Source organism: Tateyamaria pelophila, assembly GCF_019966495.1.
Classification (GTDB): domain Bacteria; phylum Pseudomonadota; class Alphaproteobacteria; order Rhodobacterales; family Rhodobacteraceae; genus Tateyamaria; species Tateyamaria pelophila.
In genome coordinates this window covers 1-12,582 of the sequence record NZ_JAIMIA010000024.1, presented here as the reverse complement: position 1 = coordinate 12,582, position 12,582 = coordinate 1, and the positions used below count along the sequence as shown (strand labels likewise).

Below are 12,582 nucleotides of genomic sequence, written 5' to 3'. Positions count from 1 at the left end.
GTGCGGCATGCGGTTACGTCAAATCGCGGGCGGTGGCTTGGTTAAACGACGTCGCCCGCCTCCATCCTGGTCAAAAAGGCGTCCGCGTCCTGCAACACCGTTGTCCGCTTTTCCGCATCCATCCGATCCCACGTCCGATACATGTTGCCCATGCGCGGGTTATTTCCAAAACGCTCTCTGTTGCGATCCAGAAAATGCCAGTAGAGCAGGTTGAACGGACAGGCCCCCTCGCCCGTCTTGACGCTGACCTTGTAGGCACAGCCTTTGCAGTAATTCGACATTCTGTTGATATAGGCCCCGGACGACACATAGGGTTTCGAGGCGATTACACCCCCGTCCGCAAACTGCGACATGCCCACGACATTCGGGGCCTCGACCCACTCGAACGCGTCGGCATAGACCGCCAGATACCAATCGGAAACCTCGCCCGGATCGATCCCGGCGAGCAGCGCAAAGTTTCCCGTGACCATGAGGCGCTGAATGTGATGGGCGTAGCTTTCGGTCTTTGTCTGCGCGACGGCCTTTTGAACGCAACGCATCCGCGTCTCCGCGCCCCAGAACATGTTCGGGAGGGTGCGCCGGTGGTTCAACCCGTTGCGGCGGGCATAATCGGGCCCTTCCAGAAAATAGATACCGCGCACATATTCGCGCCATCCGATCACCTGCCGGATGAATCCTTCGGCCGCATTGATCGGGACATCTCCTGCTTTCCACGCCGCTTCGACCGCTTGGCAGACTTCAAGCGGGTCCAGCAGGCCGATGTTGAGATAGGGCGCGACCAGTGCATGATACAGGAACTGGTTTTCGGCCAGCATCGCGTCCTGATAATCGCCAAATTTTGCCAGTCCATATTTGACGAAATGCGTAAGAGATCGCCGGGCCTGCTCTTGATCCGTGGCAAACCAGAACGGGTGCAGATCGCCGAAGTGATCGTCAAAACGTCGCTCCACAAGGGCCAGAACATCTTCGACGATGGCATCCGGCGTGAACTGCATCGGCCCGCTATACTCAATTTCTTTCGGCGCGGGTTTCCGGTTGTCGTGGTCATAATTCCACTGGCCGCCCGCCGGTTCATCGCCGTCCATCATCAGTCCGGTCTTGCGGCGCATCTCACGATAGAAATATTCCATCCGCAGAGCCTTGCGCCCCTCAGCCCAGCCTTCGAAATCTGCGTGGCTGGCGACAAAGCGGTCATCCTCCAGCATCGTGACAGTCAGCGGGCAGTCTTCCAGCGTCGCGATCAGACGCCACTCGCCCGGGCGCGTGGCAACCACCACGCTTGCGCCGTATTGATCGGCCCGGCGGATCAATTCCCCCGGGATCGACTGCGTGTTTTCGGTGTCGTCCAACTCGGAATAGGCCACAGTCCAGCCCGCTTCGCGCAAGCGGGCCGCAAACTTGCGCATGGCCGACAGGATGAGAGCGATCTTTTTGGGATGGTGCGCGACGTAGGTCCCCTCTTCCATCACTTCGGCCATCACCACCACGTCACGGTCCTTGTCCGCGGCCCTCAGCGCGGCACTCTGCACGCTCAACTGGTCACCCAGCACCAGGATCAGACGGCTCACCAGGACACCTCGGCACCGGAATAATCGAAGAAGCCTCCGGTTTGCGCCGGGCCAAGCCCGTCCATGACATCGATCAGGTTCTGCGCCGCTTCGGCGGCCGGTACGGATGGATGGCGACCCACGTATTTTTCGGTGAAGGCCGTGGCAACCGTGCCCGGATGCAGGGCCACAACCACCGCTTCCCGATGCGTGCGGGCCAATTCGACCGATGCGGTCCGCACGATCTGGTTCACCGCGGCCTTCGCGCTGCGATAGCTGATCCAGCCGCCCATCCTGTTATCCCCGATGGAGCCGACGCGCGCCGACAAGACCGCGAAAACGCAAGGGCGGTCGCGCGGCAACAACTCATGCGCGTGGCTCAGCACCAGCGCGGGGCCCACGGCGTTCAGTGCAAACTGATCCAGCATCGCGCGCGGGTCCAGCCCTTTGATGGTTTTCTCCGGCGTCGCGCCGGATATTTCCAACGCCCCGGTGGCCACCACAATGCGGTCATAGGGCGCGCGCCCCGCCAAATGGTCTGCGACGGACGCAGCATCCGTTACATCCAGACCGTCGCCGGATCGTGACAGGCGATCCACTTCCGCACCACGCTCTGCAAAGCCCGATGCCAGTGCCCCGCCGATGCCGCCCGATGCGCCTAAAATCAATACTCTTTCCATAGGCATGGGACCTAGCTCCCCAAATGCGCCCTTCCACAGTTACCGGTCTTTTTTGATGTGCAAAGCGCCACTGGGTTGAAATCCACTCTTTCCATTTGAAAAGCAGCGGATATAAATGGGCGCATGACACATGCCACGCATATCCCAAGCCTGCGCCTTTCCGGCGTCGCTCTGCGTGGCCTACTGCTCCTAATTCGCCTCTGAGCGCAGCCCGTTGGCGCGCCCGCTCAGAGGATAGCCCGCGCGCCATTGGCTTCAGGAACAGATCAAAAAAGAGAACTCACATGACACAAGATCGCGTCGTAATCTTCGACACAACACTCCGCGACGGCGAACAATCGCCTGGTGCGACCATGACCCATGCAGAAAAGCTCGAAATTGCAGGGCTGCTCGATGAAATGGGCGTCGACATCATCGAAGCGGGCTTTCCCATCGCCTCCGACGGCGACTTCAACGCCGTTTCCGAGATTGCCAAGAATGCGGAAAACTCCGTGATTTGCGGCCTTGCCCGTGCGCAGTTGGGCGATATCGACCGCTGCTGGGATGCGGTGAAACACGCCAGACAACCACGTATCCACACATTCATCGGCACCTCGCCCTTGCACCGCGCTATTCCGAACCTGACCATGGACGAGATGGCCGAACGGATCGAACAGACGGTGACCCATGCGCGCAACCTGTGTGACAACGTCCAGTGGTCACCGATGGACGCGACACGAACGGAGCTCGACTATCTCTACCGTGTCGTCGAGATCGCGATCAAATGCGGTGCCACAACGATCAATATCCCCGATACGGTCGGCTATACGGCCCCACGCGAAAGTGCGGAACTGATCCGTAAGCTGCTCGAAAACGTGCCGGGTGCGGATGAGGTGGTCTTTGCCACGCACTGTCACAACGACCTTGGCATGGCGACCGCCAACAGCCTCGCGGCTGTTGAGGCAGGCGCGCGTCAGATCGAGTGCACGATCAACGGCCTTGGCGAACGCGCGGGCAACACAGCCCTCGAAGAGGTGGTGATGGCCCTCAAGGTGCGCAACGATATTATGCCGTACCAAACCGGCATCGACAGCACCAAGATCATGAACATTTCACGCCGCGTGGCCGCCGTCAGTGGCTTTCCGGTGCAGTTCAACAAGGCCATCGTGGGCAAGAACGCCTTTGCGCACGAATCCGGCATCCACCAGGACGGTATGCTCAAGAACGCGGAAACCTTCGAGATCATGCGCCCCGCAGATGTGGGCCTGTCCGAAACCAACATCGTGATGGGCAAACATTCGGGTCGTGCGGCCTTGCGCTCCAAGCTCGAAGATCTCGGCTTTGAGTTGGGAGACAACCAACTCAAGGACGTGTTTGTCCGCTTCAAGGCGCTCGCCGATCGCAAGAAGGAAATCTATGACGATGACCTGATCGCCTTGATGCGCACCACCGCCGACCCCGAAGACGAACGGTTGAAAATCGAAAAGCTCGCCGTACGCTGCGGAACCGAAGGCCCACAGGTTGCCGATCTGGTCATGGTCATCGATGGCGACCGTCAGATGACGACCCAAACCGGAGACGGTCCGGTCGATGCGACGTTCAATGCCGTCAAGGCACTTTTCCCCCACGAGGCGCGCTTGCAACTGTATCAGGTGCACGCGGTGACAGAAGGGACGGATGCACAGGCGACGGTTTCCGTGCGCATGGAAGAAAACGGTCTGATCGTCACCGGCCAATCAGCCGACACCGATACGGTTGTCGCTTCGGCCAAGGCCTATGTGCATGCGCTGAACCGCTTGATCGTGCGGCGCGGCAAGTCCGGCACGGACAGGCGCGAAATCAGCTACAAGGACGTAAGCTGATCGCCAAAGCAGGCAAAACCCAGCCAAACACCTCAAAAGATGTGGCGCCTGTGCGTCGCATCTTTTTTGATTTCCCGAAAAATCTTCGTTAAGTAATTCCCAGACACATATAACAGGACAAATCCATGCGCATATTATCTGCTGCCCTTGCGGCGACGTTGCTCTTGCCGACACTCGCATTCAGTCAAACCCTCGACAGGATTAAAGAGAGCGGCGAGTTCGTTGTGGGCTTTCGCACCGATGCCGCTCCGCTGTCGTTCCTCTCAGACAATGGCCCGCAAGGCTATTCCCCGGAAATCTGCGTCCGTCTGGCGCCGAGCATCGCGACGGCAGCCGGTCTGGAATCGATGGACATGGTGTTTGAACCCGTAACGACGGAAAACCGCTTTGAAAAGGTTGCAAGCGGTGAGATTGACTTGCTCTGCGGTGCTGCCACGATTACGCTGTCGCGTCGCGAACTCGTCGACTTCTCGGCGATTACCTATGTCGATGGCACGACGATCGCTCTCAAGGTCGACGCGCCGGAAAGCTTCGAAGCACTGGCCGGCCAAAAGGTCGGCGTGCGCAGCGGCACCACGACGCTTGATGCGCTCAACAACTCCCTTGCAGCTGCAAACATCGACGCCGAAGTTGTCGAATTCGCAGATCATACCGAGGGTATGGCAGCCTTGGAAGCCGATGAGATAACCGCATATTTCGCGGACCAGTCGATCCTGATGAACCTGGTTCTGGCCCGAGAGGATGCCGCGGACTTCAAGGTCTTTGACCAGATTCTCACTGTCGAAAAACAAGGGTTTGCGATGCAGCGCGGCGATACGGATTTCCGTCTGGCGGTCGATGCGGGGCTTTCGGTCCTGTTTGAGCAGGGCGATTTTGAAGAAGTATACAAAAACACAATTCCAGGCGCGCGACCGGGTTTTGCGATCGAAGCGATGTTTCTTCTGTCGCCCACACTGCCCTGAGCGTCTCAAAGCTGTAACACTGCAAACCTCACAATCATGGCCCGGACAGAAATGTTCGGGCCATTTGTTCTGGGATGTCCGCACAGTTGACCTGGAAATTCTGGAACGGTCAGGTCAAAGCCTTCGGCTTTCGGTTTTGATCGGCGCGTTTGCGCCAACACTGTCCTGATTACGGCCTTTAACCCACGCCAAGCCGACCTTATAAGGCAACGGCTAAATGCGCTCCGAGTCGGGGTGCCAATAATGCTTTCGGGGTTTTGAGCCATGTCGATATTTGGAAATCTTGGAGGGTTGTTCTCTTCAGATATGGCGATTGATCTGGGAACCGCCAACACACTCATCTACGTCAAAGGCAAGGGCGTCGTGCTGTCTGAACCGTCGGTTGTGGCGTACCACATCAAGGATGGCGTCAAGAAAGTACTGGCTGTAGGCGAAGACGCCAAGCTGATGCTGGGCCGGACACCAGGCAGCATCGAAGCGATCCGCCCGATGCGCGAAGGTGTGATCGCCGATTTCGACACCGCCGAAGAAATGATCAAGCATTTCATTCGCAAGGTCCACAAACGCTCGACCTTTTCCAAGCCCAAGATCATCGTATGCGTACCCCATGGTGCGACTCCCGTTGAAAAACGTGCGATCCGCCAGTCCGTGCTGAGCGCAGGCGCGCGCCGTGCAGGCCTGATTGCCGAACCGATTGCGGCGGCCATCGGGGCGGGCATGCCCATCACGGACCCCACCGGCAACATGGTCGTGGATATCGGTGGCGGCACCACCGAAGTCGCGGTTTTGTCGCTCGGTGACATCGTTTACGCACGCTCTGTCCGTGTCGGTGGCGACCGGATGGACGAGGCGATCATCAGCTATTTGCGCCGTCAGCAAAATCTGCTGGTCGGCGAAACGACGGCCGAGCGGATCAAAACCTCGATCGGGACCGCCCGTATGCCCGATGACGGGCGCGGTACATCGATGCAGATCCGTGGCCGCGACCTGTTGAACGGCGTGCCCAAGGAAATCGAAGTGACACAGGCCCAGATTGCCGAAGCGCTGGCCGAACCCGTCCAACAAATCTGCGAAGCGGTGATGACGGCGCTTGAAACCACGCCGCCCGATCTGGCAGCGGATATCGTGGACCGGGGCGTCATGCTGACCGGCGGCGGTGCGCTGCTGGGCGATCTGGATCTGGCGCTGCGCGAGCAGACGGGTCTGGCTGTGTCCATTGCCGACGCGCCGTTGAGCTGCGTGGCTCTGGGAACCGGCAAGGCCTTGGAATTTGAGAAACAATTGCGCCACGCTATCGATTACGAGAGTTAAGTCGCCGCGTATGGGGTGCAAGACTTGCCCCGCGGGGCCAAATGTCGGACCATCCGCCCCACGCGACCCAAAGTAAGGTGAGATCGCCTTGGCCAAGGACCGCAATGCCGTGGACTATGGAGGCCCGCTTCGGCGGCTGGTTCTTGCTGTGCTGGTCTTGGGCCTTGTTGGGGTCTTCTTGCTGTGGCGCATCGACAGTCCCCGGGTCGAACGGTTTCGCGCACAGGTCACGGACCAGATTGTCCCCAACATGGATTGGGCGATGGCCCCGGTCACCGGAACCGTAAATCTGCTCCGGGATTTTCAGAGTTACATCCGTATTGCAGAACAAAACGCAGAGTTGCGCCGCGAGTTGCGCCAGATGCAGGCGTGGAAAGAAGCCGCGCTCCAGCTGGAGCAGGAGAACGCCCGGCTCCTGGACCTCAACAATGTCCGTCTCGATCCCCGCCTGACCTATATTACCGGTGTTGTGTTGGCTGATTCCGGCTCGCCCTTTCGCCAATCAGTGTTGCTGAACGTGGGTGCGCGGGACGGTATCGTCGAAGGATGGGCCACGATGGACGGCATCGGCCTTGTGGGCCGGATTTCAGGTGTTGCGCAAAACACCGCGCGGGTCATTCTGGCGACAGATGCCTCAAGCCGCATTCCGGCCGTGATCCAGCCCTCCGGACAAACGGCGATTGTAGCGGGGGACAACTCTGCGGCCCCGCCCATCGACTTTCTGGAAAGCCCTGATCTGGTGCGCCCCGGTGACCGTGTCATCAGCAGCGGGGACGGCGGTGTCTTTCCAGCCGGGCTGTTGATCGGGCAGGTCGCCGCCGATCCGGGCGGGAGATTGCGAGTCCGGTTGTCCGCCGACTACGAACGGCTCGAATTCCTGCGCGTATTGCGCCACTACGGCACCGAACCTGTCTCCGATACCACCCAAGTGTTGGGGCCAACGCCCTCCGCCCTGCTCTCCGAAGAGGTCACGGAATGAGTGAGCTGACCCCTTCCCGCCTCTGGATGAAACGAGCCGCATTTGTGCTTCTGGTTCTGACGATCCTATTCTTTCACCTGTTGCCATTGCAAACGGCGACGGGTGGCCTGATCTGGCCTGATCTGATCCTGACCTTCGCGCTTGCCTGGTCGGTCCGTCGCCCGCAATATGTGCCTGCGGTCTTGCTCGCTGGCATGTTCCTGCTGACCGATCTGTTGCTGCAGCGGCCCCCCGGCCTTTGGGCCGTGCTGGCCCTGATCGCCTGCGAACGGATCAAATTGCAATCGCGGAGCCTGCGGGACGCCAGCCTCGCGACAGAGCTTGCTTCCGTGACGGCCTGGATCGTCGGAATTGGTCTGGCCTATCGCATAGTTCTGGCCATTTTGATGGTCGACATGCCACCCATCGGCCCCGCCCTGATCCAGATCGCGGTGACCGTTGCGGCCTATCCCCTTGTGATGGGGATCACACATGCTTTTATGGGTGTACGCAAGGCAACCCCAAATGACATTGGCGGCAAGGGAGCACGCTCATGAAACGGCCCCGCATCGATACCGAAGCCAACCATCGTCAGATCACCCGGCGGGCGGCGCTGCTGGGTGGCGCTCAGCTGTTGTTTATCGGCGCTTTGGGGGCGCGGATGCAGTTCCTGCAAGTCGATCAGGCGGATCAGTTTCGCATGTTGGCCGAAGAAAACCGGATCAATATCCGGATCATCCCGCCGGCCCGCGGCGAAGTATTCGACCGAAACGGCATTCCGCTTGCGCGCAACGTGCCCAGTTACCGGATCGTCATGGTCCGTGAGGATGCGGGCGACCTGGACGACGTGATGGAACGGCTGGCCGCGGTCGTGACCCTTGACCCCGACGAAACAGAGCGGGCACGCGCCGAGATGAAACGCTCCGCTCCGTTCCTGCCCGTAACCGTTGCCGACGAGGTGACATGGCAAGACCTCAGCCGCGTGTCGGTCAACGCGCCTGCCCTGCCCGGTGTCACGCCGGAGGTGGGCCTCAGCCGCGTTTACCCGCGTGGATCGGATTTTGCCCACGTCCTGGGCTATGTCGGGCCCGTCAGCGACTATGACCTCGACAAGCTGGAGGATCCCGATCAATTGCTGCGGATCCCGCGCTTTCAGATCGGCAAGGTCGGGGTCGAAGCCAAGGCGGAGACCGCTTTGCGGGGCAAAGGCGGTGCCAAACGCGTCGAGGTGAACGCCACGGGCCGCGTCATGCGCGAGCTTGACCGTCGCGAGGGCACGCCGGGCTCCGACTTGCAATTGACCGTGGACGCGGATCTGCAAAGCTATGTTCAGGCGCGCATTGCCGATGAAAGCGCCAGCGCCATCATCATGGATGTCCGCTCGGGCGATCTGGTCGCGATTGCCTCGGCTCCGACTTTCGATCCCAACCTGTTTGTGCGCGGAATTTCATCGCGTGATTACAACGCCTTGACCGACAACAAGTATCGCCCACTGGCATCCAAATCGGTGCAAGGCGCGTATCCGCCCGGCTCGACCTTCAAGATGATCACGGCCATGGCCGCTTTGGAGGAAGGGTTGATTGGCCCGGATGATACGGTCTATTGCCCGGGGCACCTTGAGGTTGCCGGGCGCAAGTTTCATTGCTGGAAACGAGCGGGCCATGGCTGGGTCGATCTGCAAAACTCGCTCAAACAGTCCTGCGACGTCTATTACTACGATCTGGCGCTCAAGGTCGGGATCGAAAAAATCTCGGCCATGGCGAACCGCTTTGGTCTGGGGGAACGCCACGACGTGCCAATGTCTGCGGTGGTGCAGGGCCTGACCCCGACAAAGGACTGGAAAGTCCGGACCCACGGGCAAGACTGGGTGATCGGAGACACCGTGAACGCCTCCATCGGGCAAGGCTACATGCTGGCCTCACCCCTGCAACTGTGCGTGATGGCGGCCCGGTTGGCTTCTGGCAATGCGGTGTCGCCGCGCCTGATCAAGAATATCGACGGCATCGAACAGCCTGCGCCGGAGGCCGTAAGCCTCGGTATGAACGAGAACAACCTGCGCAAGATGCGACGGGCCATGTTTGATGTGGTCAACGACCGGCGCGGTACGGCCTATGGCAGCCGGATCATCGATGACGCCATGCGCATGGCCGGCAAGACCGGCACCAGCCAGGTGCGCAACATCTCCGCAGCCGAACGCGCCCGCGGAGTGACCCGCAACCAGGATCTGCCATGGGAACGGCGCGACCACGCGCTTTTTGTGAACTTCGCGCCCTATGACAATCCCAAATACGCGGTATCCGTGGTGGTCGAGCATGGCGGTGGCGGCTCCACGGCTGCCGCCCCGATTGCCCGCGACATCACGCTTCAGGCACTTTCCGGCGGAGAACCCCCGATCGAAGCCTATCCGACCAAAGATCGTGACCGCATAACCGAACAACAACGCGCGCTGCGCAGCGTCCGCCCCGTCGCTAATGTGTCGGGCAAAAATCAGGCATGAGTTATCTTGAGTACACGGTCAAATATGTTCCGGTAGGGCCGCGCAAGCTGCTCTACCTGAACTGGCCGCTGGCTCTGCTGTTGACGGCGACGGCGGGGATCGGGTTCCTGATGCTCTATTCCGTTGCCGGCGGGTCGTTCACACCATGGGCCGAACCACAGATAAAACGCTTTGCCCTGGGCTTTGTGCTGATGCTGATGGTGGCAATGGTACCGATCTGGTTCTGGCGCAGCGTCGCGGGCTTTGCTTATGCGGTGTCTTTGATGCTGCTCGTTGCGGTCGAGTTCTTTGGCTCCGTCGGCATGGGCGCACAACGCTGGATCGATCTGGGATTCATGCGCCTGCAACCCTCCGAGTTGATGAAAGTCACGCTGGTTCTGATGCTGGCCGCCTATTACGACTGGTTGCCGCCTGCGCGCAAATCGCGTCTTTTTTGGGTGATCCTGCCCGTGCTGCTGATCCTGTTGCCCGTAGCGTTGGTGCTGCGCCAGCCTGATCTGGGCACATCGATCCTGTTGCTGGCGGCCGGGGGCGGGCTTATGTTCCTGGCGGGCGTGCACTGGGCATATTTTGCGGCGGTCATTGCCGCAGGATTTGGCCTGCTGACAGCTGTGTTTCAATCACGCGGCACCAGTTGGCAACTGCTGGAAGACTACCAGTACCGCCGGATCGATACCTTCCTTGATCCCTCCTCAGACCCGCTGGGGGCAGGCTATCACATCACCCAATCCAAGATCGCACTGGGCTCGGGTGGCTGGACCGGGCGGGGATTCATGCAAGGCACGCAATCACGTCTGAACTTTTTGCCGGAAAAGCACACCGATTTCATCTTTACCACATTGGCCGAAGAATTTGGCTTTGTAGGGGCGTTTTCGCTGTTGACGCTTTATACGCTGATCATCGTGTTTTGCGTCGTTTCCGCGCTCGCCAACAAAGACCGGTTCTCGTCGCTGCTGACCCTTGGGATCGCGCTCAATTTCTTTTTGTTCTTTGCCGTCAACATGTCGATGGTCATGGGATTGGCACCGGTTGTCGGCGTGCCCCTGCCACTGGTCAGCTATGGCGGATCGGCCATGCTGGTTCTGATGCTGGCCTTTGGGCTGGCACAAAGCGCGCATGTGCACCGCCCGCGGTAGCCGTCAGCTGTAAATCAGAATTCCCTTCGGCGACAGGTCGCGCTAGACGTAGGCACCACCGAACGGAGTTCTCTCATGTCAATCTTTCACCTCGCCTTCAACGTCAGCGATCTGGACAGCACGCGTGCCTTCTATTCCGGTCTTCTGGGCTGTACCGAAGGGCGGAGCACGGACACATGGGTCGATTTCGACTTTTTCGGGCATCAACTCTCATGCCATCTGGGAGACCCTTTTGCCAGCGCGCCCACCGGGCTGGTTGGCGCGCACAAGGTGCCGATGCCACATTTTGGTGCTGTGCTGCCGATGGCTGAATGGCGCGCGCTGGCGGATCATCTGACGGCTGAGGGCGTCGATTTCGTCCTCGCCCCACAGGTGCGATTTGAGGGGGAACCGGGGGAGCAGAGCACGATGTTCTTCACCGACCCCTCCGGCAACCCGGTCGAAATCAAGGGACTGGCCAGCCTCGATACGGCGTTCGCGACATGAACGTGAATGTCCTTTTTGCCGCCACGGAAAACAGATGGTCCGAATACGAGGCCCCCTTGCGCGCGGCGCTTGCAGAGATCGGTGTGACCGCACATGTCGGCACCGACATTCCGCCTGGCGATGTCGATTACATCGTCTACGCCCCAAACTCCGAATTGCAAGATTTCACGCCTTACACCCGTGCCAAGGCAGTGTTGAATCTATGGGCCGGGGTTGAGGCCATCGTCGGAAACCCGACGCTGCACATCCCGCTGTGCCGGATGGTTGATCCGGCTCTGACCCAAGGGATGGTCGAATGGGTCACGGGCCACATCCTGCGTCTGCATCTTGGCATGGATGCGCATATCGGCGCGGCACCGGGCACATGGGAGCCAACTGCTCCGCCGCTGGCCTTTGACACGCGCGTTACCATTCTGGGTTTGGGCGAATTGGGCACCGCCTGTGCACAGGCGCTGAGTACGCTTGGATTCGACGTGACGGGTTGGAGCCGCAGCGCCAAGGATATCGACGGCATCACGTGCCTGTCCGGACCGGAAGGGCTCGAAGAAGCGTTGAAGCGGGCAGATTACTGTGTGCTCTTGTTGCCCAAGACCGCGCAAACGGAAAACACGTTGAACGCCGAAACCCTCGCTTTGATGCCGAAGGGTGCGCGCATCCTGAACCCCGGACGCGGACCGTTGATCGATGATGACGCCCTGCTGGCTGCGCTGGAAACTGGCCAGATCGGTCATGCGACGCTGGACACGTTCCGGGTCGAGCCGCTGCCAAGGGATCACCCCTTCTGGACCCAGCCCAATGTCACGGTCACGCCACATGTGGCATCAGAAACACGCGCGGCCTATTCCTGTGCGACGGTGGCGGAAAACATCAGGCGGGGCGAGGCGGGCGAGGCGTTTGTCCATCAGGTAGACAAAGCGGCCGGGTATTAAAAACTCGGCCAACGCGCCACAGGCACGACCACGGTCCGGACACAAGTCGACACCGCCGCCATTCTGCATCCGCCGCGCCCAAACACAGGCATCCCCCGCCTAAAGCGTTTTGTGTTTGATCTGAATCGAAAGGGATTCACAGGAAGCTTTTTGTCTGATTCACTTCCGTTGGGAGGTGGATCATGGGCAAACCATATTCTTTGGACCTTCGGGAACGGATTTGCACGTATGTGGC

11 protein-coding genes are annotated in these 12,582 nt (G+C 59.9%); 9 read left to right on the top strand and 2 right to left on the bottom strand.

Features of this window, described 5'->3' with window-relative positions; all coding sequences use genetic code 11:
• Positions 1–41: 41 nt before the first annotated feature.
• Complete coding sequence (locus LC354_RS09975) at positions 42–1,568, bottom strand: cryptochrome/photolyase family protein (RefSeq protein WP_223423416.1); 1,527 nt, start codon at positions 1,566–1,568, stop codon at positions 42–44.
• Positions 1,565–2,227, bottom strand: a complete 663-nt coding sequence (locus tag LC354_RS09970; RefSeq protein ID WP_223423487.1) for an SDR family NAD(P)-dependent oxidoreductase — start codon at positions 2,225–2,227, stop codon at positions 1,565–1,567. Before LC354_RS09970 ends, LC354_RS09975 begins: the two co-directional genes overlap by 4 nt.
• A gap of 284 nt (positions 2,228–2,511) precedes the next feature.
• Here LC354_RS09970 and LC354_RS09965 point away from each other — a divergent pair, with 284 nt between their 5' ends.
• The 9 genes from LC354_RS09965 (at position 2,512) to LC354_RS09925 (ending at position 12,347) form a co-directional block, all read left to right on the top strand.
• Positions 2,512–4,068 carry a 2-isopropylmalate synthase gene (locus LC354_RS09965; RefSeq protein ID WP_223423414.1) on the top strand — a complete coding sequence of 519 codons (1,557 nt, stop codon included), beginning with the start codon at positions 2,512–2,514 and terminating at the stop codon, positions 4,066–4,068.
• A gap of 125 nt (positions 4,069–4,193) precedes the next feature.
• Positions 4,194–5,030 carry an amino acid ABC transporter substrate-binding protein gene (locus LC354_RS09960; RefSeq protein WP_223423412.1) on the top strand — a complete coding sequence of 279 codons (837 nt, stop codon included), beginning with the start codon at positions 4,194–4,196 and terminating at the stop codon, positions 5,028–5,030.
• 264 nt (positions 5,031–5,294) lie between these two features.
• A complete protein-coding gene (locus LC354_RS09955; RefSeq protein WP_223423410.1) occupies positions 5,295–6,341 on the top strand; it encodes a rod shape-determining protein in 1,047 nt (348 codons plus the stop codon).
• Positions 6,342–6,429: 88 nt separating this feature from the next.
• Positions 6,430–7,320 (top strand): rod shape-determining protein MreC, encoded by an 891-nt coding sequence (mreC, locus tag LC354_RS09950; protein ID WP_223423409.1) that lies wholly within the window; start codon positions 6,430–6,432, stop codon positions 7,318–7,320.
• On the top strand, positions 7,317–7,856 hold the full coding sequence (locus LC354_RS09945) for a rod shape-determining protein MreD (RefSeq protein ID WP_223423407.1): 540 nt from the start codon (positions 7,317–7,319) through the stop codon (positions 7,854–7,856). Before mreC ends, LC354_RS09945 begins: the two co-directional genes overlap by 4 nt.
• Positions 7,853–9,796, top strand: coding sequence for a penicillin-binding protein 2 (gene mrdA, locus LC354_RS09940; protein ID WP_223423405.1), 1,944 nt, complete (start codon positions 7,853–7,855; stop codon positions 9,794–9,796). Before LC354_RS09945 ends, mrdA begins: the two co-directional genes overlap by 4 nt.
• Positions 9,793–10,932: a rod shape-determining protein RodA gene (rodA, locus tag LC354_RS09935; protein ID WP_223423403.1), complete on the top strand. Its 1,140-nt coding sequence runs from the start codon at positions 9,793–9,795 to the stop codon at positions 10,930–10,932. The genes mrdA and rodA overlap by 4 nt, the downstream gene beginning before the upstream one ends.
• A 75-nt stretch (positions 10,933–11,007) precedes the next feature.
• A complete protein-coding gene (locus tag LC354_RS09930) occupies positions 11,008–11,418 on the top strand; it encodes a VOC family protein (RefSeq protein WP_223423402.1) in 411 nt (136 codons plus the stop codon).
• On the top strand, positions 11,415–12,347 hold the full coding sequence (locus LC354_RS09925; RefSeq protein ID WP_223423400.1) for a 2-hydroxyacid dehydrogenase: 933 nt from the start codon (positions 11,415–11,417) through the stop codon (positions 12,345–12,347). Before LC354_RS09930 ends, LC354_RS09925 begins: the two co-directional genes overlap by 4 nt.
• The last annotated feature ends 235 nt before the right edge of the window (positions 12,348–12,582 follow it).

What these genes read in the sequence shown, in the direction of transcription:
- LC354_RS09970 (WP_223423487.1), bottom strand. Translation starts at nt 2,227, where the DNA reads ATGGAAAGAGTATTGATTTTAGGCGCATCGGGCGGCATCGGCGGGGCA.
- LC354_RS09965 (WP_223423414.1), top strand. Translation starts at nt 2,512, where the DNA reads ATGACACAAGATCGCGTCGTAATCTTCGACACAACACTCCGCGACGGC.
- LC354_RS09960 (WP_223423412.1), top strand. Translation starts at nt 4,194, where the DNA reads ATGCGCATATTATCTGCTGCCCTTGCGGCGACGTTGCTCTTGCCGACA.
- LC354_RS09955 (WP_223423410.1), top strand. Translation starts at nt 5,295, where the DNA reads ATGTCGATATTTGGAAATCTTGGAGGGTTGTTCTCTTCAGATATGGCG.
- LC354_RS09945 (WP_223423407.1), top strand. Translation starts at nt 7,317, where the DNA reads ATGAGTGAGCTGACCCCTTCCCGCCTCTGGATGAAACGAGCCGCATTT.
- mrdA (WP_223423405.1), top strand. Translation starts at nt 7,853, where the DNA reads ATGAAACGGCCCCGCATCGATACCGAAGCCAACCATCGTCAGATCACC.
- rodA (WP_223423403.1), top strand. Translation starts at nt 9,793, where the DNA reads ATGAGTTATCTTGAGTACACGGTCAAATATGTTCCGGTAGGGCCGCGC.
- LC354_RS09930 (WP_223423402.1), top strand. Translation starts at nt 11,008, where the DNA reads ATGTCAATCTTTCACCTCGCCTTCAACGTCAGCGATCTGGACAGCACG.
- LC354_RS09925 (WP_223423400.1), top strand. Translation starts at nt 11,415, where the DNA reads ATGAACGTGAATGTCCTTTTTGCCGCCACGGAAAACAGATGGTCCGAA.